We start from the raw sequence: 19,874 nt of genomic DNA on the forward strand, positions 1-19,874 counted from the left end.
TCTTTCTTGGAGCGCCGCGGAAACCGGAGATGAGCGTGGCTCTCGACCAAACCTCCAAGGTCAGCAGCCGACGGGCACAGTCCGTGCTGACTAGCCCCTTGGCGCTGCTGGCGGCGGCGGTCGTTATTGTTTTCCTGTTGCTGATTGTTCCACTACGGCTTCCGGTCGGACCGATGTATTGGGACGTCTTCATCTATTATGACGCCGCCAACCGCATCTTCGACGGCCAGGTCCCGATCAACGACTTCTTTGTGCCGGTCGGACCGCTCGGCTATTATCTCTTCGCCGGCTGGGTAGCGCTCTTCCCCAACGGCCATCCAGTACTGCTGGCGCACTGGTCCCTGCTTGCCATTACTGCCCCCGCGATGGCCGCCATCGTCTGGCATGTCGACCAGAGGTCGCGCTTCACGGCTTTCGCCCTGCTCATTCCATTCCTGATCTTCGCGCTTCTGCCGTTCAACACGCGCGAGATGTATACCTATCCCGGCTCCGACGGCTTCGGCATCTATAACCGCCAGGCCTGCCAGATGCTCTACGTGCTGGTCGCGGCCTTCACCTTTGTTCGCGACAGACGACTGCTGGTGGGCCTGATCGCCATCTGTATGGGCTCGCTGTTTTTCCTGAAGATTACCGGCTTCCTGGCCGCAGGCATGATCTGCGCCTATGCGTTGATCGCGGGACGCGTCACGTTGCGCGACGCATTGATTGTCGCGGTGGTCTTCATGGCGATCATTGCCGGCATGGAAGTATCGTCGGGAATGGTCGACCGCTACGTCGACGACATCCTCATGCTGATCAGTCTGAACAGCGGTTCCTTACTGCCGCGCATCCTGCAAGCCTCCTCACTCAGCTTCGGCATCGTCGGATCCGCGGGAACATTGGTTCTGGTACTTCTATGGTCCGACTGGCGCAGACTGGGCATGCAACCGGTCGAAAAGAGCTCCGTGCTGACTTGCGACAGCCTCTGGCTGGCTGTTGTCCTGACCGCCGGCATCCTTTACGAAACGCAGAATACCGGTAGCCAAGCCTTCATCTTCCTGTGGCCGGTATTGCTTGCCATTCTCCTGAAGACCAGCAGGATCGCCAACAAACCGGCCTTGGTGCTGATCATCTCGGCTCTTGTCGCAGCCGCGGCCCTGCCGCCCGCCATACGCATCATCGAGCGCACCGCACGCACCTATCTCGGCGCGATCAAGAATGTCGCGATGGACCAGCGCAACTTGAAGACGCTCGGCGTTCTCAACATGCGCCCTGATGTCGAAGCCCGCACCGATCATATGATGCGCTTCTATCCCGAGCATGGGAAGCTCTACGAAGAACTCGCCGACATCAACGAGCTGCCGACGCCTCTGCTCTACTCCGATTTCGACTTCCAGATCGGCTACCTGCGTGGTGTCGACACTGCGATCGATTCCATTCGGGAGATCGAGACAAAGGCCGACATCCGTTTCGACACCATCATGTCGCTGAATTTCGTCAATCCGTTCCCCTGGCTGATGGAGCGTTCCGCTCCGCTGCACGTCGCGATCGGTGCGGATCCTGGTCGCGCTGTCCCTCCTCCAGGACCACAGGAAGAACAAGCCGTCGCGGACACCGATCTCGTGCTGCTGCCGACCTGCCCCCCCACGGCAAACAACAAGATACTCTACACACTCTACGAGCCGGCACTGACCAAACACCGGCGCATCAAGCTCGACGCCTGTTATGATGCTTTCATTCACCCGAAGTTCGACACCGTACTTGGTCCCGACATCATCCCAACCAATTGACTGGGAAACAGGTCCAAAAACACAGAAGGCCGGGATCGCCACCCGGCCTTCTTTATTTCAATTCGCAAAGTTACGGGGGTCAGCGCACCTGGCTCTTCACGAAATCCTTGACGATCGAAACGATGCCGCGCGACAGCAGGCTGTCGAACGCTTCGATGAAGCGATCGACATGCTCGCGCTGGCAGATCAGCGGCGGTTCCAGCCGGATGACGTTGCGGTTGTATTCGGTGAACGCAACCAGCACATCGTAGTCGCGCAGCAGCAGCGAACCGACGAAACCGGAGAGTGATCCCTTCAGCTTGTCGTCCAGCACGCTGACCACCGGACGGAGCACCATCGGCAAGGTCTGTGAGAAGTCGTGGAATTCGAGGCCAATCATGAAGCCTTTGCCGCGAACGTCCTTGATGATCTTCGGATACTTGTCCTTGAGTGCCGCGAGACGCTCCAGGAGATAGGCACCAGTGTCGGCAGCATTGTCGATCAGCCCTTCATCGTACAGCACGTTGAGCCCCTCGATGGCAGTCACGCAGGCTTCGCCCATGCCGCCAAAGGTAGCCATAGCGTGGATCATCGCCGTCTTCGGCGTGCCATAAGCCTTCATATAGACGTCACGCCTGGCGATCATCGCACCGACCGCGGCCTTGCCGGCGCCGAGTGACTTCGCCAGCGCCGTCACATCCGGCACCACGCCATAGTGCTCGAATGCGTAGAAGCGCCCCGAGCGGCCATAACCGCATTGGACCTCGTCAGCCACCCACAACACGCCATGCTGGTCGCACAAGGCGCGCAGTTTCTGCCAGTATGCGGCGGGTGCCTGGATGATACCGCCACCGCCCTGGATGGTCTCCAGGACGATGACGCCGATCTCCGGATCGGCGCGGAACAGCCGCTCGACGGCATCGATGTCACCGAATGGCACGCGCACGGTGTTGTCCACGACCTTGAAATCAGCGCGGTAGAGCGAGCCATCGGTAATGGCGAGAACGCCCTTGGTCTTGCCGTGAAAGGAATTCTCCGCATAGACGACCTTCGGCCGCTTCGGGCCGGCGGCACGCTCGGCGAGCTTCACCGCTGCCTCCATCGCCTCCGAACCGGACGAGCCGAGGAAGACCATATCCAGGTCGCCCGGCGAGCAGGCAGCGATATTGTGCGCGAGGGCGCCCGCATATTGCGACATGAAGGCAATCGCGATCTCCTGCCGCTTCTCCTCCTGGAATTTCTTGCGCGCTTCCAGGATGCGCGGATGATTGTGGCCGAAGGCCAATGATCCGAAGCCGCCGAAGAAATCCAGGATCTTGCGACCGTTCTGGTCGATGTAGAACATGCCCTCGGCACGCTCGATCTTCACCTTGTGAAATCCGAGCAGCTTCATGAAATGCAGTTGCCCCGGATTGAGATGCGCCTTGAACAGATCGGTGATACGAGCGACGTCCAGCGCCTTTGCCTGCTCGACGGTGATCAGGTTCGGCTTGCGAATGGCTGCGACAGGCGCCGTGGCCTGTTCCGGTTTGGTCATGACGGTCATCTCGAAATCTCTCCTGACGGCGGAGCTGGTTCCGCCTGGAAGCAAAGCCAGCGCCTGTTGGATCTATTCGGCAGGCGCGTGCTCGGTTGCACCAGCAGTCCCGTTTTTCTTGGCGCGATACTCGCTGTAGGCTGCGATCAGCATGTCCTCATCGCGATATTGCGGCACCCAGCCGAGCTGGCGCTCGCCCTTGGACACGTCGAGCACGCAATCCTCGTCTGCAATCAAATACTGCTCGGGATCCATGATGGGCATATTCATGAGATCGAGCAGATCGAGCGTGCGCTTCACGGCCCAGCCAGGTGTCGGCAACAGGATCGACTTCGAGCCTGCGTGACGGACCAGGTCGCCGAGCAGCTTGCGCACGGGCGGCGGATTGATCGAGCCGAGATTGTAGGCCTCGTTGGGCACCCCGGCCTTCCAGGCAAGTCTGGCGGCCTCCGCGCAATCGAATACGGAGATGAATTGATACGGGTTGCGGCCCGAACCGATCATCGGCACCGGCAGGTTCCAGTCGATCAGCTTGAACAGTTTTTCGAGGATACCGAGACGGCCCGGGCCGATGATCAGGCGCGGCCGAAATAGAGAAATCGACATGCCGCGCTTGCGCCACTCGGCGGCAAGCTGTTCGGTCTCCCATTTCGACATGCCATATTCGCCGAGCGGCGAAACCGGATGTTCTTCGGTCATCGGATGGGTGACCGTATGGCCGTAGATCATGTCGGTGGTGAAATGGACAAGCCTCGGTGCACCGGCTTTGTCCATTGCCTCGATGATGTTGATCGTACCGTGATAGTTCACGGGATAGAAGAAGTCGCGGCGCTTGGCGCGAACCTGGATCGGCGACAGCATCTTGGCCGACAGGTTGTAGACCATGTCTTCGGCCTTGATGCCCAATTTCGCAAGCGATGCCGGATCGGTCACATCGCAATGAACATGGCGTGCCGAGCGATAGTGTTTCAGATCGCTCTTGACGATGTCGGCGACAACGACCTCCTCGCCGTCAGCAACGAGCTTGGGGGCAAGATGGCGGCCGACGAAGCCATCGCCACCAATAATCACATGTCTCATCGAACCGTCCCGTTTTCGCTGGAAAGGGATGCCGTCTGTGCTGCTTCGTTTTTCTCAGCCTCGTGCCCACGGTCGGTCCCGCCGCTTTGGGCAATGAGCACAGTGCCAACGCAGATGAAGGCGATACCGGCTATCCGCCAGGCATTCAGGTCCTCCTTGAAAACGAAATAAGCGAAGACCGCCACGGCGACATAGGCAAGACTGAGAAAGGGATAGGCAAAGGACAACTCAACCTTGGACAGGACGTAGAGATGCGATGCCATCGAGATGACGAAGGTGCAAAGGCCAAGGAACACCCACGGGCTGAAGACGATCTGTAAAAGCCTGATGATCGGGTTGACACCATCGAACGAAATCGGCCCGAGCGACATCATGCCTTGTTTCAGCATGAGCTGTGCGGCGGCGTTGGTCATCACCGTGAACAATATGAAGGCTATATATTTCATGTCGTCCCCAGAGCCCATCTCTCGTCTATTGCAAAGCTGAAAATAATCCGTGAAACGGAATCTATATTTTCAGATCGTCCTGGTTGTATTCTGTTTACCTGCGTCGGAATGAGGCCCTGTCATTCAGCCGCTTCGGACAGGCCGCTGCGCTGCGGGCCCAGCCGTTGAGCGGTGCGCGCCCAGAAACTCGACAGAAAGGCCGGATCACGGACCGCTTCCAGCCGCCGCCAATCGGGAAACGAGGCTGCGAAGGTTTCCGCGCTCATGCGCGCATCCTTGTAGGGATTGACCGCCCCGCCTGCCGTGACTGCTATGCGATCAAGTTCGGCAAGCAATGCCAGGGTCTTTTGACCTCGGTTTGGAAAATCGAGCGTCAACGTGTAGCCGGGACGAGGGAAAGACAGCATCCCGGGTGAGCGGACGGTGCCGAAGCGCTTCAGCACGGTCAGGAACGAACCCTGCCCGGCGCGCTTTGCGGCCGCCAGCAACGCTGGCACGGCTTCACGTGCCGCCTCGCCGGGAACGACGCTTTGATGTTGATAAAGACCAGTTGGTCCATAAAGCCGGTTCCAGTCACGCACGCCGTCGAGCGGAAAGAAGAACCCCTGATATCCAACCCTGTGCGGATCGCTTGCTCTACCCTTTTTCCACCGATAGGCGGTGTTGAACATCTTCAGGAACGGCCGGTTGAGAACCGTGACCGGCGGCTGGAAGGGCACCGAGAAACGCCGGCCCGGCTTTGGCGCCCCATGCGAACCGTGGTCGGCATGATTGCCTGTGAACAGCAGGCCACGGCCCAGGCGACGGCCACTGGCCAACTGGTCGATCCACGCCACCGCATATTCGTTGGCCTGGTCTGCGGCTTCGGCAAGATCGAAATATTCCGCAAGATTGCCAAACCGGGTCACCGTTTCCAGAACATCCAGCGACGGCACCCGCATCAGACGGATTGTGGCGGACAGGATCAAGCCCGTGAGCCCCATACCCCCGATTGTTGCCCAGAACAGGCGAGTATTCTGGGTTTCTGAGCAGGTAAGAACATGACCGTCCGAACGCAGCAGCGTGAAGGCTTCTACGTGGCAGCCGAAGGTGCCGCGCCGATGATGGTTCTTGCCGTGCACGTCGTTCGCGATGGCACCGCCAAGCGTCACGAACTGGGTGCCGGGCACAACGGGTGGGAAAAATCCGAACGGTGCGGCATAAGCGATGATGTCTGCGAGCAGCACGCCGGCATCTGCCTCGAGCAAGCCTGTTTCGTCGTTGAAGGAGTGTACTCTGGTCAATGACCGCATATCGACAAGCGTGCCCGAGACGTTCTGGCACGTATCGCCATAGGAACGGCCGTTGCCATATGCGAGCAGTGAATCCGGGCGCGCGCTGCCACTCTTCAGCAGCGCGACAGCGTCGGCTGCCGAAATGACCTTCGTGGCCGGCGGTGTCGCCCTGCCGAAACTCTGGAAACGACTTGAGTTCAATTCGGCCACGCTCCTGCAACCAACAGCGCCGCGCCGATCAGCACGAAAACCTGGCTGCGCCAGTCACGAATGATAAAGACGACGGGATCATCATGCATCTCGCCGCGGCGGGCGAGGATCCAGATGCGCATCGCCAAATACAAAATGATCGGCGGCAAAGGCCAGATCATCCACGGATGCGGGTAAAGGCCACGCATCTCGGTGCTGTCCATATAGAGCGCCAACACCAGTGCGGAAGAGAATGCCGAAGCCAGGCCGGCTTGCGCGATGACGTCATGATCTTCGGCACGATAGCCACGGCCGGCAATCCGTTCGCCAGGCGCTGGTGTCGAGGTTCGCAACTCGACGAAACGCTTCACCAGCGCCAGGGACAGGAAGAAGAAGATCGAAAATGCAAGCAGCCAGAAGGACACTTCCACGCCCGTGGCGGCGGCACCAGCCAGAACCCTTACCGTATAGAGACCGGCAAGCGTGAGCACATCCACGAGCAGCATGCGTTTCAACGCCAGCGAATAGGCCAGCGTGATCACCGTGTAACCGACGAGCACGGCACCAAAGACAGGCACCAGCGTCAGACTGACAGCGACGCCAATGGCAAGCAGGACGATGATCGATCCGATGCCGAAAGGAATGGAGAGCGTGCCCGCGGCAAAGGGCCGATCACGCTTGGTCGGATGGCGGCGATCCAATGGCAGGTCGAAGAAGTCATTGACGATGTATATGGCTGACGCGACCGCGCTGAAGGCGATAAAGGCCATCAGCGTCTGCCACAGCATCATTGGATTGAAATATTCGGCCGAAAGCACCATCGGTACTGCGATGAGCCCATTCTTGGCCCATTGGTGCACACGAAGCATCCCGAATACGGTCTTCAGAGACCGCTCAGGGCCTGGCACCAGTTCGCCACCGTTCCTGTCTTGCCAACGCTTGGCAGCGCGGTCCGGTGCCACGACGATGGCGTTGCGCGCAGCGTCGAAGACCTTGAGATCGTGGCGGCTATTGCCGGCATAGTCGAAGCCACCGTCGCCATAGAGGGCCACCAGCGCGCTGCGTTTCTTGACCGAGGTCAGGTTGTCGGTGCCGTCTGTGGCGATCACCCTGTCGAAGATGCCGAGATGGGTCGCGATTGCTTCTGCGAATTTGCGTGGTGTGCCAGTGGCAAGCACGAGCTTTCGCCCATCCGCCCACTCAGCGCGGAGTCTGGAAAGCAGCGATTCGCGATAGGGCAAAATTGCGGGATCGATATCGATACGGCTGGCGATTTCCTGCTTCAATCGGGCAGGACCGCCGACCAACCAGACAGGAATGAGAAGGAGATAAAGCGGATTCTTCTTGAGAAGGACGAACAGTCCTTCCCACAGGAGATCGGTCGCAAGCAAGGTGCCGTCCAGATCGACAGCAAGTGGCGTTGCGTTCCTGTCAGAGCGCGCATCCATGGCTTCGTTGTCCCACCCACCCAGGCTACCATAAGCAGCCGTCGGACCGGATATAGTGGCGGGACACATTACCGAGCGCTGAAAAGACCCCACAAAACAGGTGCCCGCCGTCCTGTTTTGCCGGTCGTCGTTAAGTGGAGCTTACCACAAAAGAATAAAGGCCGGACAGATGTCCGGCCTTATCCCTTCAAAGCCCGCGTTTCGCGCCTATTTTACGGTCGCATTGCCACCCGAGATCACGATCGTCTCGGAACCGGTCAGCGCTTCGAGATCGCCATTGGGCAAGGTCACGAAACAGCCGCTCGCGCAGAACTCTACAGTCTCGCCGCCCGCAAGCGTCAACTCGCTCTTGCCGCCGCCTTCGGTCACGATCAGCGTGCGGGTCTCATTGTCCTTGTTGACGGCGCTGGCCGTATGGCCCACCTCGCTCGCGGCTATGAGAGCGACGGCGGCGATGAGGATCTTCCACATTGCAATTCCGGTGTTTCCACCGCCTCTGTTGCGTTCGCGAGGCATTTTCGCCCTTCGCAATCAAGCTTATAGGACAATCAAGCTGAACCGCAACTGAATGCCTCATTCATGCCGCAATCGGTTGAAGCTGGCGTGAAAGCTAGCTCGGATCAGGCCGGCGCGCTCGGCGACGACCCCTCGGTTGACTGCGCTCCTCCTCTTCCTTCGCTGCCTGTTCCTCCGCATGCAGCGCCTCGGTCTTGTCGTCGTCGATCGGCCAAGGCTCCTTGTCCGCATGAGGCATCTGCTGACGCGGCGCCGACGGGATCTCGATGCCTTCCGCGCCAAAAGCATCCATGATGGCAAAACGGATATCGTTCTGCACCGAACCGCCGTTCAGGATGTCGGCGAGGAAGACACGGATTTCGAACTCCAGTGCATTCGTGCCGAAATTGACGAATTGCACGAAAGGTTCCGGATTTTTCAACACCAGTTGGTGCCCGCGTGCGATCTCGAGCAGGACTTCGTGCACACGCCGGACATCCGAACCATAGGCAACACCGACCTTGATCTCGACCCGGCCGAGCTTGTTGCGGTGTGTCCAGTTGCCGACAGCGCTGTTGATCAGATTGGAGTTCGGCAGGATCACCGACTGGCGCTGGAAGGTTTCGATTTCGGTTGCACGAACGCTGATCTTTTTGACGGTTCCGCTGACGTCGCCGGCCACGATCCAGTCGCCAACCTTGAACGGCCGCTCGGCAAGGAGGATCAGGCCGGAGACGAAGTTGGAGACCACGTTCTGGAGACCGAAACCGAGACCGAGGGAAAGACCACCGGCAATCAGGGCAAGGTTGGACAGGTTGATGCCCGCCGATGAGACCCCGACGACCGCCGCCAGGGCAACACCGGCATAGCCGACCACAAGCCGGATCGAGTTGCGCACGCCGGTATCGACCTTGCCGCGCGCCATGACGGAATCGTCGAGCCAGGACTGGAACCAGCGCGTCAGGAAGTAGCCGAGGATGAAGACGATGACGCCCGTCAGGATGCCGAACAGCGAAATGGTCACGGATCCGACCGTGACGCCCATCGCGATCCTGTAGGCCCAGGCCTGGATATCGGCGAACTGGAAGCCCCACATCAAAAGCAGCATTGGCAGGAAAACGACGACGATCAGCAGATTGAGGGCAATGCTTGTTGCCAACCCCAGCTGATCAAGCGTGCCCTCCTCCAAACTTGTTCGACCGGCGATCCAGCGTCCCACCGAGGTTTCCGCGAAACCGCCCTCGGCGCCGATGGCCCGCGCTGACAGGAAGCCGATATAGGCGGTGATGAGGAGCGTGCTGGTCACCACGATCTGACCCGCCAGGAAATTGGCGAAACCGATATAGCCAAGCAGAGCTGCGACGATCGTTATGGTCCCAAGCGCATAGGCAAGGAACCGTAGCCAGGCCGGCCACGGCCGCCATTCGCCCGACTTCGTGCGAAACGGTCGCACCAGACCCATCATGATCAGGATCAGGCCGACGATAACGGTGGCGACAAAGCTGCGCCCAACGGTAAGCGACAGAGGCGAGCCCATCTGCTCGTTCACCACGGCCAGGAAGCCATTGACGCCGAGCACCACCGCCATGGCGGTGGACAATGCCACTAGCCAGCGCGCGGGGCCGGATTCGACTGGAATCAGCCGCCAGTTGGGTACGTTTGGGGAGAGCGCGGCATTGGTGAGGCGATAAACGCAGAACACGATCAGGACGACGCCAATGATCGAGCGCAGGAAGAGGCCGATATCACCTCTCAGCACCGCATAATAATCGTAGAAGAAATAGGCCAACGTCAGGAAGACACCGAGGCCGAACGTCGGCAGCAAGGTTGACCAGAACGCAGCCGACAGGCGGCTGAGATAGGTCGGTTCCTCGACAGTCGGGTCGGGCTCGAAGATACGCCCGAAGATGCGCCGCACCACGATATGCAAGACCAGAGCGGCCGCCAACGCCATGAGCGTTGCCACAAGCGCGGCCTGGTATTTGAATTTCAGGACGAACGAGAACCAAGACGAAACGGCGCTGTACAGATTGGAGAATTCGGCGTTCGCGTCGACGGCAAGCTTGGTGCTCAAAAGATCATTCAGCGCATAACGCTTGGTCAGCGTCTTTCGGAATAACTCGCCACGTAGGGTGGAAATCTTGTCGCCCATCGTCGCGATACGGACAGAAAGCGTCTGAGCACCCGCGACGACGGCATTGATCTCCGCTTTTTCGGTCGTCAGCGCCTTTCGTTCCGTGGCGACGATATCCGGCTCCGCCGGCTGGCCTTGGGCAGGCGGTGCCCCGAGTTGCTCAAGCCTGGCGTTGATTTCCGTCAGCCGCGGGCGGAAGACTGTCGCGGTATCGAGAGCCTGCCGGGAAAGCTCCTCCAACTGCGTTCGGATGTCGACCAACGCGCCATCGTCATCCTGGTTGTCGTCGATCTGTTTGGCGAAGCCGTCAGTCTTGGCCACCAGAGCCTTGAGCGCTTTCTGTTGCTCCGTGATGAGCCCATCTGAGGGTAGCGTCTGTTCCGGTGTGGCTTGCGGCGCCGCAGGTGCAGCCTGAGTCGACGGCTGTCCAGGTTGAGCGGTCCCGTTCGGTGCGGCTTGCGGCGGTGCGGCTTGTTGAGCCGGGGCGGCTGGCTGGGCGGTTTCGCCAAGCAACGGAATGTCGACCTGCGCCAGCACCAGTGCCGGCATCGCCGCGGTGAGAACCAGGGTCAGCAAAAGACGGACAAATCGAAACAGCATAGACCGGCAACTCGCGAAGCAGCCATCAAGGCTGCGAAATCTTGCCCTTGATAGAGACGGCATTGGGGCGGAGCAAGCCGCTTCACGCGTGAGTACGCTGGTCGGTCAGTCGAAAAGCCGTGGCGCAATTCTGGCTTTGGCGGCAGGGCTGGCTCTATAGTCTCCTATTGAAATGGGCTATCCGAGCCGCATGCGGATTCGGGATGGAGTTGGCATGGCGGAATATTCGGCTCTCTCGCTGCTGCGCAATGCGCTGTCCGGCAACAAGGATTGGAAGCCTGCATGGCGCAAACCCGACCCCAAGGCTTCTTATGATGTCGTGATTGTCGGTGGCGGCGGGCACGGTCTTGCGACGGCCTATTATCTCGCCAAGGAGCACGGCATCACCAATGTCGCGGTGGTCGAAAAAGGTTATCTCGGCTCCGGCAATGTCGGCCGCAATACCACGGCTGTGCGTTCCAACTATCTGCTGCCGCCAAATACCCGCTTCTACGAACACTCGATGAAGCTGTGGGAGAACCTTTCCCACGACCTCAACTATAATGTCATGTTCTCGCAACGCGGCGTGCTCAACCTCGCACACACGCCCGCCCAGTTCGACGACTATGCTCGTCGGGGCAACTCCATGCGTCACCAGGGCGTCGATGCCGAGTTGATGTCGGTTGCCGAGATCAAGCGGCTGATGCCGGCGATCGATGTCTCGGCCAGTGCGCGTTTTCCCATTTTCGGCGGCCTGATGCAGCCGCGTGCCGGCACTGCCCGTCACGACGCCGTCGCGTGGGGCTATGCGCGCGGCGCCGACCGACGCGGCGTCGACATCCTGGAAAATTGCGAAGTCACCGGTTTCCTGCGTGATGGTGATCGCGTCACCGGCATTGTCACCACTCGCGGCGAAATCCGCGCCAGAAAAGTAGCTCTGGCTGCCGCCGGCAGCACCGGCCGCGTCATGCAGCTTGCCGGTATCGACCGGCTGCCGATCGAAAGCCACGTGCTGCAGGCCTTCGTCTCGGAATCGCTGAAGCCGTTCCTCGACACCGTCGTCACCTTCGGTATGGGTCATTTCTACATGGGCCAGTCCGACAAGGGAGGCCTGATCTATGGCGGCGATCTCGACGGTTACAATTCCTATGCCCAACGCGGCAACCTGCCGATCGTGGAAGAGGTGATGGCAGAAATGCTGGCGCTGTTCCCGAGCCTTGCCAGCGTGCGTATGCTGCGCTCCTGGGCGGGTGTGTGCGACATGTCTATGGACGGTTCCCCCATCATCACGACGGGGCCCTTGCCCGGCATGTATCTCAATTGTGGCTGGTGCTACGGCGGCTTCAAGGCGACCCCGGCCTCAGGCTTCTGCTTTGCCCACACCATCGCACGCGATGAGCCGCACGACCTCAACGCTGCCTTCACGCTTGACCGCTTCCATCGTGGCGCGGTCATCGACGAGAAGGGCCAGGGCGCCACGCCCCGCCTGCATTAGGACTGATCATGCTGCTCACCTGCCCCTATTGCGGCCCGCGGGACGTGTCCGAATTCACCTATCAGGGCGACGGCAACCGCCAGCGCCCTGCCCCCAATTCGCAGGACCTGCAAGCCTGGAACGAATATGTCTACGATCGGCAGAACCCTGCCGGTGACCACAACGAGATCTGGCAGCACTCCGGCGGCTGCCGCAGCCACATTCGCGTGATCCGCAACACGGTATCTCATGTCACCTCAAGCACCGTGCCGGTGCGCGGCGCCGTCCATCATCGTTCAACCGAGCGGCGTAAGCCGGGAGCCAAGGCATGAGCCCGCGCCGTAACGAGACAGGCGGTCAGATCGATCGGCTGAAGACCATCCGCTTCACCTTCGACGGCGTGCCTTACACCGGACATCCCGGCGACACGCTGGCCTCGGCACTGCTTGCCAGCGGCGTCACGCTGATGGGACGCTCCTTCAAATATCACCGGCCGCGCGGCGTTTTGAGCGCCGGTGTGGAAGAGCCGAACGCGCTGGTCACGATCCTGCGCGGCACCGCGCGCGAGCCGAACATTCCGGCAACAGCCATCGAGATTTATGACGGCTTGCGGGTCGAGAGCCAGAACCGTTTCCCATCGCTGAACTGGGATGTCGGTGCGGTCAACCAGCTCGCGAGCAAGGTGATCGGCGCTGGTTTCTACTACAAGACCTTCATGGGACCGGTGGTCGGCCCTCTCAAAGGCACCCGCTTCTGGATGTTCTGCGAGCATTTCATCCGTCGTGCCGCCGGCCTCGGTCACGCCGGCACGGTAGCCGACGATGCCCGCTACGAGCGCATGAATGCCTTCTGCGACGTGCTGGTGGTCGGTTCCGGCCCTGCGGGGCTTATGGCCGCCAAAACAGCCGCCGATAGTGGCGCGCGCGTTATCCTGGCGGAACTTGACCCACGTTTTGGCGGTTCCGCTAACTGGTCCGGCGAGACCATCGACGGTGCACGAGCAGCAGACTGGGCAAGCGAAATCGTCAACGGCCTCAAGGGCCGCAACAATGTCCGCCTGCTGTCCCGCACCTCGGTCTGGGGCTATTACGACGGAAACACGCTGGCTGCCCTGGAGCGCGTTTCGGACCATAAGGAAACCGCGGCACGCGGCGAACCGCGCCATCGCCACTGGACCATTCGCGCTGGTTCGGTCGTGCTTGCCACCGGCGCTTTGGAACGGCCTCTCGTTTTCCCTGGCAACGATCGCCCCGGCGTGATGCTGGCCAGCGCCGCGCAGCGCTACACCAACCAGTTCGGTGTGCTTCCCGGTGAGAAGATCACACTCTTCACCAACAACGACACCGCATACCAGGCAGCCGCTAGCCTCAAGAAGGCCGGCGCCAATGTTGCGACGATCGTCGATGTCCGCACCGACATTTCCGACCAGGCGCGTGCGCTCGCCGCGTCAGCCGGCGCGGAACTGATTGCAGGTCATGCAGTATCTGCGACGGACGGCGGCAAAACACTGAGCGGTATCAGGATCCAGCGGCTGGACCGCGTAAGCGGAACGCTGACCGGCGAACAGCGCGGCATCCAGACTGATTGCCTGCTGATGTCCGGCGGATGGTCGCCGGTGTTGCATCTGGCCAGCCAGGCTGGCGCGAAACCCGAATGGGACGAGAAGCTGCAGGCCTTTCTGCCGCCGCAGCCGACGCAGAATTGGAGCGGCGCCGGCGCCTTCACCGGACACCTCGCGACCGCCGATGCGATCGTCGAAGGCCACGCTGCAGGGCTTGCCGCAGCAGGAGGCAAGCCACGCGTCGTCGAGCAACCGGCAATCGAGCCGACCTTTGTCAATCCCGAACCGGCGCCGGTGTTCGAGATCAAGGCGGATGGCAAGAGTTTCGTCGACTTCCAGCACGACGTCACCGCGGATGACGTGCGCCTGGCCCATCGCGAAGGTTTCATCTCGGTCGAGCACCTGAAGCGTTACACCACGCTCGGCATGGCGACAGACCAGGGCAAGAGCTCGAATGTTCCGGGCTTGGCCATAATGGCCGAAGCGCTCGGCAAACCCATCCCGGAAGTCGGCACAACGCGTTTCCGCCCGCCCTATACGGCCGTTTCCATCGGTTCGCTGGCGGCAGAACGGTTTGGCGATCTCAAGCCCGAGCGATTGACGCCGATGCACGACTGGCACCTTGCCCGGGGTGCCACGATGTATTCCGCCGGCCTTTGGTTCCGGCCTATGATCTACGGCCATGCCGGCGAAACGGTCGAACAGGCCTATGTGCGCGAAGCCAAGGCCGTGCGCGAGACGGCCGGCATCGTCGATGTCTCAACGCTCGGCAAGATCGCGGTTCAAGGCCCGGATGCAGCAGAATTGCTCGATCGGGTCTATACGAACATCTTCTCGAGCCTGCCTGTCGGCAAGGCGCGTTACGGGCTGATGCTGCGCGAGGATGGCGTCGCGTTCGACGATGGCACCACCTGGCGTCTCGGCCAGGACGATTTCCTGATGACAACCACCACGGCCAATGCTGGCAAGGTGATGCAGCATCTGGAATACTTCCTCGATGTGATCTGGCCGGAATTGAGGGTAACCGTCACCTCCGTCACCGATGAATGGGCGGGCGCCGCGATCGGCGGGCCGAAGGCACGGGAAATCCTCGCCGCCTGCGTCAAGGGCACTGCGGTGGACAATGCCGCTTTGCCTTTCATGGGCATCGTCCACGGCGAAATCGCCGGCGTTCCGGTGATGATCTGTCGCCTGTCCTTCTCCGGAGAGATGGCCTTCGAGGTCTACTGCGGCGCCGGCTACGGCACCCATGTCTGGGAAGCGTTGATCGAAGCAGGCAAACCGTTCGACCTCGTGCCCTACGGGTTGGAAGCACTCGGCACGCTGCGCATCGAGAAGGGCCACGTCACCGGCGCCGAGATCGATGGCCGCACCACTGCGCGCGACCTGCACCTCGACTGGATGCTATCGAAGAAAAAGCCCTTCATCGGTTCGGCCATGATGGACCGCGAAGGTCTGATCGGCGCCGACCGGCTGCAACTCGTCGGCATCGTCGCTCTCGACAACCGGCCCCTCAACGGTGGCGCGCACATCGTCGAGGAACTCGACGAGGAAAACCCGCACGGATCGATCGGTCACATCACGGCCTGTTGCTATGCGCCGGCGCTCGGCAAATATATCGCTCTGGCGCTCGTTCAGGGCGGCAAGAGCCGCCATGGCACGCGCGCCCATATGTCCGACCCGCTACGCAAGCGCTTCGGTCCTGTCGAGATCGTCAGCCACCACTTCTTCGACCCGGAAGGGAGCCGCATGCATGGTTGAGCGCCTTTCGCCGCTTGAGTCCGTCTATCGTGTCGGCTCGCACGGCCGCTTCGAAGACGGCGTTGGTGTGATCCTGTCCGAGACACGCCCGGGTTCAATCACCCAGGTTGCGGCCTGGCCGGGTGAGGAAGCGCGTGCAATCGCTGCCATCCGCAAGGTATCCGGCCTTGCCTTGCCGGATGGCGCCGGTGGCGGTGTCGTTGACGGCGACAAGGCAGCCTTCGGCTTCGCCCCGGGCAAATTCACGGTCGTCGACGAGGCAGAAGGCCTCGCGGTAGCACTCACCAAGGCGATCACGCCGGCGATTGGCACAATGACGGACCTGTCACACGGCCGCACGGCCATCCGCATCGAAGGGCCGGAGGCTGAATGGGTCCTGGCGAAATTCTTCGCAGTCGACTTTGCCCTGCCCGCCTTCCCTGTCGGTGCCGCGCGCTCGACCACGCATCACGACGTTTTCGCTCAGATCCAGAGAACAGGCGGCGACCGTTTCGACATCTATGTCTTCCGCTCCTTTGCCCGCTCCTTCTGGAAGGCACTCGGTCACGCGGCGGAAGAAGTCGGATACGAAGTCGCCTGAAATCGAGTCGAGAGGTCGCGTCATGGAATTCATCAATTCACCGGCGGCCAAGGCAGCGAAGCTCCCTTTCAGCCAGGCGGTGCGCGTCGGCAATATTCTCTATCTGTCGGGCGCGCTCGGCAATGTACCAGGCAAGCTGGAACTGGTATCGGGTGGCATCGAAGCCGAAACGCGCCAGACGATGGAAAACATCGGCTCGGTTCTGAGGGAAAACGGGCTTGGCTTCGCCGATATCTTTAAATGCACGGTCATGCTGGCCGACATGTCGAAATGGGGCGATTTCAACCGGATCTATCTCGAATATTTCGATCCGGACCGGTTGCCGGCGCGTTCTGCATTCGGTGCAAACGGCCTTGCGCTCGGTGCGCAACTCGAGCTCGAATGCATGGCCTACATGCCGGCACGTTAGACAGCGCCCTGCCCGTGCGCCTGGAACTGGCCTTACGAAGAGCTCATCCTGCCGCTAGAGGCGAACCGGCGGCGGCTCGATAGTTGACTGAAAGAATCGACGGTTTCGGCCGCCGCCGATTGATCGAAAAGGCCGGTGCTCGATTTCGTTCACCATGGACGCACAGACTTCCGCGACCGCAACCGGTCGCGTCGATTCACCGGACGGCGTTTCGCTGCTCATTCCGGTCACCGTTGCTTGCGGTGTCTTCATGACCAGCCTCGACCAGAATGTGGTCGTCACCGCCCTTCCCGGCATAGGCGAAACACTCGCCCGCCCGCCAAGCCAGCTCGGCCTGCTGGTCACCGCCTACGTGGCGAGCCTCATCATCATGATGCCCCTGGGCGGCTGGGCTGCGGATCGCTTCGGCCTGCGCAACGCCTACTGCTTCGCGCTGATCGTGTTCGGCATCGCATCGGCGCTGTGCGGCATCGCCAATGACATGTGGACGCTCGTCGGCGCCCGCGCCCTGCAGGGGTTTGGCGGCGCCTTGATGGGCACGCTGGGCCAGATCGTCGTGCTGCAGAGCTTTCCGCGCAATCGCACGCTGAAGATCAACATGTATATCTCGCTGGCCGGCCAGTCGGGGCCTCTGGTTGGCCCGCTCGTCGGCGGCGCGCTTACGACCTACATTTCCTGGCGCTGGATCTTCTTCATCAACGTGCCCCTGGCACTGGCTGCGCTTCTGCTTGCGGCGGCCCTGTTTCCGACAGCCAGGAAATCACTTCGTACTCCATTCGACTTTCCAGGCTTCGCTCTTGTCGGCGTCGGCATGGTGCTTCTGGTGCTCGGCATGGATTCACTCGCCGCCAAAGACATGGCGGGCAGCCTGATCGCCGCGCAGGTCGCGATCGCTGTCGCCCTGCTTGGCTTCGCCGTCTTTTACCTGCTGCGAGCGCGCAATCCTGTCCTGGATCTCAGGCTTTTGCGCATTCGCACCTTCCGCGTCGCTTTCCTGACCGGCGGCGGCCTAGACACGATCGGCCTGAGCTCGGTCGTCTTCATCTTGCCGCTGATGTTCCAGCTCGGCTTCGGCATGAGCGCTGTCCACGCCGGATCGCTGACGTTCATGGCAGCAGTCGGTTCGCTGCTCACCCGGTTTATGATGCCCGCCATGCTGAAGCGCTATGGCTTCCGCCGCGTGCTGGTCACCAACACCCCGATCGTCGCCGCTCTTGTCGCCGGTTTTGCCCTCATCCAGGCGACAACCCCGGTGTGGATCGTGCTGACCTACATCTTCATGTTCGGGGTATTCCGTTCGGTGCAATGGGCCTCGACCGGCAACCTTGCCTATGCCGATATCGAACCTGAACAACTCGCCCGTTTCAGCGCGCTCTATTACATCCTGTGGCAGCTTGCGGTCGCCATCGGCGTCGGCATCGCCGCCGCGGTTCTGTCGTTGCTGGCGGGTGCGGGAGGACATGCTTCTGTTGCGGATTTCCGCGTTCTGTTCGTGATCGAAGCCTTGATCACGCTCTGCGCACTGCTCGCCTATCGCCGGCTGACGCCGCAGGACGGCCAGAATGTCAGTGGGAATGCGGTAGCGAGTAGCGAGTAGCGAGTAGCGACGATCTTACCTCGACAGGTCTCTCAACCCTATTTGCTATTCCCTATTCCCTGCTCACTTCACCCAACAAACCTCACCCACTCCTCCAGCGGCGCACGGTCGGTACGGAAAGCGCTTTCCGGCTTTGACGTGTCTTCATGCCCAAGCGCCATGCCGCACACGACGATCTCTTCCTCGGAAATATCGAGTACAGGGCGGATCTGCCGGTGATAGGGAGCGAAAGCCGCCTGCGGGCAGGTGTGCAACCCTCTCGCCCGCGCGGCGATCATGATATTTTCCAGGAACATGCCATAGTCGATCCACGAGCCCTGGTTCAGCCGGCGGTCGATGGTGAAGATCATACCGACGGGCGCGTCGAAGAAGATGAAGTTGCGGTCGTGCTGTGCACGCATCTTGTCGACTTCGCGCCGGCCGATTCCCAGCGCACCGTAGAGGCCGAAACCGTTAGCACGACGGCGTGTGAGATAGGGCTCGAAGAACTGGTCGGGATAATAGCGGTACTCATCCCATTCCGCCTTTTCGGCGCGGATGCCGGAATTCAGGATGGCATCGCTCAGCTTCTGCTTCACTTCGCCTTTCGCAACATACACTTTCCACGGCTGCATGTTCGTGCCGGACGGTGCGCGCGAGGCGACATTCAGGATGTCGCGGATCGTCGCATCGTCGACCGGATCGGGCAGGAAGGCGCGAACGGATCGGCGCGAGATGATCGCTTCGTCCACGATCGTCGCTTCGTCCAACTTCGGGGTGCTGCTTTCAGGTGCCAGCATGGCAATCTCTTCAACGCAGGATTTCAATGGGCACGTCCCCCAACGCGCGGTCGCGGTGCCTTTGCATGAAGCACCAAAATACCGCAAGCAATTTTGTCTGGACCATTAGATCGCGCTTGATCTTTTCACGCACTTGGCGTCTCATGAAATTATAGCTGATTTTTTCACGAACGGTCGAACAGTGACATCACCTGCTGCCCAACCGGACGCGCAGACCGGCGAACGTTTTCTCGCCGCAGACATTCGCGCGCTACGCAAGACGCGGGGCCTGACCCTGGCCGAAATCGCCCTGAAACTCGGCCGCTCGGTCGGCTGGGTCAGCCAGGTCGAACGTGGCCTTTCCGTGCCGTCGCTTGGCGATCTTCGCGCCATGGCGGACTTGTTCGACGTGCCACTCAGCCTGTTCTTCAGCCATGACGTGCCGGAAGAAAACGAGCGGGGGGTGGTGGTGCGCGGCGGTCGGCGACGGTCGCTGGGTACCAGCGAATCGGGACTGGTGGAAGAGCTGTTGTCACCTGACCTCGGCGGCAGTTTCGAGATGTTGCGCTCGGAATTCGCGCCGGGTGCGGAATTGAAGAAGGCCGCGACAAGGCCAACCGAAGAAGCCGGCTACGTCACGTCCGGCACTTTCGAGATCGAGATTGATGGGGCCTGGCACACACTTGGCGAAGGCGACAGCTTTCGCTTTGCCGGCAAGCCGTTCCGCTGGAGGAACCCGGGAACGGTGCCCGCAGTGGTGATCTGGGTGGTCTCGCCACCGGTCTACTAGAAACATGATCCTGA

16 protein-coding genes are annotated in these 19,874 nt (G+C 60.9%); 8 read left to right on the plus strand and 8 right to left on the minus strand.

The features are described 5' to 3' along the window. The first annotated feature begins 29 nt into the window (after window positions 1–29). A complete protein-coding gene (locus AO692_RS00375) occupies window positions 30–1,769 on the plus strand; it encodes a hypothetical protein (RefSeq protein WP_054308044.1) in 1,740 nt (579 codons plus the stop codon). 79 nt (window positions 1,770–1,848) lie between these two features. On the opposite strand, the gene AO692_RS00380 is transcribed toward AO692_RS00375, so the two are convergent. From AO692_RS00380 to AO692_RS00410, 7 genes are all read right to left on the minus strand, one after another. Continuing rightward, a complete protein-coding gene (locus AO692_RS00380; RefSeq protein ID WP_054308045.1) occupies window positions 1,849–3,294 on the minus strand; it encodes an aspartate aminotransferase family protein in 1,446 nt (481 codons plus the stop codon). A 63-nt stretch (window positions 3,295–3,357) separates the two neighbouring features. Then, complete coding sequence (locus AO692_RS00385; RefSeq protein WP_054308046.1) at window positions 3,358–4,365, minus strand: NAD(P)-dependent oxidoreductase; 1,008 nt, start codon at window positions 4,363–4,365, stop codon at window positions 3,358–3,360. After that, a complete protein-coding gene (locus AO692_RS00390) occupies window positions 4,362–4,811 on the minus strand; it encodes an EamA family transporter (protein ID WP_054308047.1) in 450 nt (149 codons plus the stop codon). Before AO692_RS00390 ends, AO692_RS00385 begins: the two co-directional genes overlap by 4 nt. A gap of 119 nt (window positions 4,812–4,930) precedes the next feature. After that, entirely contained in the window at window positions 4,931–6,286 is a 1,356-nt protein-coding gene (locus tag AO692_RS00395; RefSeq protein WP_054308430.1) for an FAD-binding oxidoreductase, read from the minus strand. Then, window positions 6,283–7,722 carry a UbiA family prenyltransferase gene (locus AO692_RS00400; protein ID WP_054308048.1) on the minus strand — a complete coding sequence of 480 codons (1,440 nt, stop codon included), beginning with the start codon at window positions 7,720–7,722 and terminating at the stop codon, window positions 6,283–6,285. Before AO692_RS00400 ends, AO692_RS00395 begins: the two co-directional genes overlap by 4 nt. A gap of 207 nt (window positions 7,723–7,929) precedes the next feature. Beyond that, window positions 7,930–8,193, minus strand: a complete 264-nt coding sequence (locus AO692_RS00405) for a hypothetical protein (protein WP_054308049.1) — start codon at window positions 8,191–8,193, stop codon at window positions 7,930–7,932. Window positions 8,194–8,332: 139 nt separating this feature from the next. Beyond that, on the minus strand, window positions 8,333–10,951 hold the full coding sequence (locus tag AO692_RS00410) for a mechanosensitive ion channel family protein (protein WP_244483216.1): 2,619 nt from the start codon (window positions 10,949–10,951) through the stop codon (window positions 8,333–8,335). Between the two features lie 214 nt (window positions 10,952–11,165). Between AO692_RS00410 and AO692_RS00415 the strand changes: the two genes are divergently transcribed. The 6 genes from AO692_RS00415 to AO692_RS00440 all read left to right on the plus strand — a co-directional run bounded on the left by AO692_RS00415 (window position 11,166) and on the right by AO692_RS00440 (window position 18,312). Then, entirely contained in the window at window positions 11,166–12,425 is a 1,260-nt protein-coding gene (locus AO692_RS00415) for a sarcosine oxidase subunit beta family protein (protein ID WP_054308050.1), read from the plus strand. Between the two features lie 8 nt (window positions 12,426–12,433). After that, window positions 12,434–12,736, plus strand: coding sequence for a sarcosine oxidase subunit delta family protein (locus AO692_RS00420; RefSeq protein WP_054308051.1), 303 nt, complete (start codon window positions 12,434–12,436; stop codon window positions 12,734–12,736). Further along, the gene (locus AO692_RS00425; protein ID WP_054308052.1) at window positions 12,733–15,726 is read left to right on the plus strand and encodes a sarcosine oxidase subunit alpha family protein; all 2,994 of its coding nucleotides are present in this window, start codon (window positions 12,733–12,735) and stop codon (window positions 15,724–15,726) included. Before AO692_RS00420 ends, AO692_RS00425 begins: the two co-directional genes overlap by 4 nt. Next, a complete protein-coding gene (gene soxG / locus AO692_RS00430) occupies window positions 15,719–16,306 on the plus strand; it encodes a sarcosine oxidase subunit gamma family protein (RefSeq protein ID WP_054308053.1) in 588 nt (195 codons plus the stop codon). Before AO692_RS00425 ends, soxG begins: the two co-directional genes overlap by 8 nt. 22 nt (window positions 16,307–16,328) lie before the next feature. Next, entirely contained in the window at window positions 16,329–16,715 is a 387-nt protein-coding gene (locus AO692_RS00435; protein WP_054308054.1) for a Rid family hydrolase, read from the plus strand. A gap of 154 nt (window positions 16,716–16,869) precedes the next feature. Next, window positions 16,870–18,312, plus strand: a complete 1,443-nt coding sequence (locus AO692_RS00440; RefSeq protein ID WP_054308055.1) for an MFS transporter — start codon at window positions 16,870–16,872, stop codon at window positions 18,310–18,312. 68 nt (window positions 18,313–18,380) lie between these two features. On the opposite strand, the gene AO692_RS00445 is transcribed toward AO692_RS00440, so the two are convergent. After that, window positions 18,381–19,091, minus strand: coding sequence for a nitroreductase (locus AO692_RS00445; protein WP_054308056.1), 711 nt, complete (start codon window positions 19,089–19,091; stop codon window positions 18,381–18,383). Between the two features lie 181 nt (window positions 19,092–19,272). Between AO692_RS00445 and AO692_RS00450 the strand changes: the two genes are divergently transcribed. Continuing rightward, the gene (locus tag AO692_RS00450) at window positions 19,273–19,860 is read left to right on the plus strand and encodes an XRE family transcriptional regulator (RefSeq protein WP_054308057.1); all 588 of its coding nucleotides are present in this window, start codon (window positions 19,273–19,275) and stop codon (window positions 19,858–19,860) included. Window positions 19,861–19,874 lie beyond the last annotated feature (14 nt).

This window comes from Mesorhizobium sp. 1M-11, assembly GCF_001303895.1.
Classification (GTDB): domain Bacteria; phylum Pseudomonadota; class Alphaproteobacteria; order Rhizobiales; family Rhizobiaceae; genus Mesorhizobium.

Bases quoted from the DNA above. Each gene is read 5' to 3' on its own strand.
- AO692_RS00425 (WP_054308052.1), top strand. From the start codon at position 12,733: ATGAGCCCGCGCCGTAACGAGACAGGCGGTCAGATCGATCGGCTGAAG.
- AO692_RS00385 (WP_054308046.1), bottom strand. From the start codon at position 4,365: ATGAGACATGTGATTATTGGTGGCGATGGCTTCGTCGGCCGCCATCTT.
- soxG (WP_054308053.1), top strand. From the start codon at position 15,719: ATGGTTGAGCGCCTTTCGCCGCTTGAGTCCGTCTATCGTGTCGGCTCG.
- AO692_RS00415 (WP_054308050.1), top strand. From the start codon at position 11,166: ATGGCGGAATATTCGGCTCTCTCGCTGCTGCGCAATGCGCTGTCCGGC.
- AO692_RS00410 (WP_244483216.1), bottom strand. From the start codon at position 10,951: ATGCTGTTTCGATTTGTCCGTCTTTTGCTGACCCTGGTTCTCACCGCG.
- AO692_RS00380 (WP_054308045.1), bottom strand. From the start codon at position 3,294: ATGACCGTCATGACCAAACCGGAACAGGCCACGGCGCCTGTCGCAGCC.
- AO692_RS00390 (WP_054308047.1), bottom strand. From the start codon at position 4,811: ATGAAATATATAGCCTTCATATTGTTCACGGTGATGACCAACGCCGCC.
- AO692_RS00445 (WP_054308056.1), bottom strand. From the start codon at position 19,091: ATGCTGGCACCTGAAAGCAGCACCCCGAAGTTGGACGAAGCGACGATC.
- AO692_RS00400 (WP_054308048.1), bottom strand. From the start codon at position 7,722: ATGGATGCGCGCTCTGACAGGAACGCAACGCCACTTGCTGTCGATCTG.
- AO692_RS00420 (WP_054308051.1), top strand. From the start codon at position 12,434: ATGCTGCTCACCTGCCCCTATTGCGGCCCGCGGGACGTGTCCGAATTC.
- AO692_RS00435 (WP_054308054.1), top strand. From the start codon at position 16,329: ATGGAATTCATCAATTCACCGGCGGCCAAGGCAGCGAAGCTCCCTTTC.
- AO692_RS00375 (WP_054308044.1), top strand. From the start codon at position 30: ATGAGCGTGGCTCTCGACCAAACCTCCAAGGTCAGCAGCCGACGGGCA.
- AO692_RS00405 (WP_054308049.1), bottom strand. From the start codon at position 8,193: ATGTGGAAGATCCTCATCGCCGCCGTCGCTCTCATAGCCGCGAGCGAG.
- AO692_RS00440 (WP_054308055.1), top strand. From the start codon at position 16,870: ATGGACGCACAGACTTCCGCGACCGCAACCGGTCGCGTCGATTCACCG.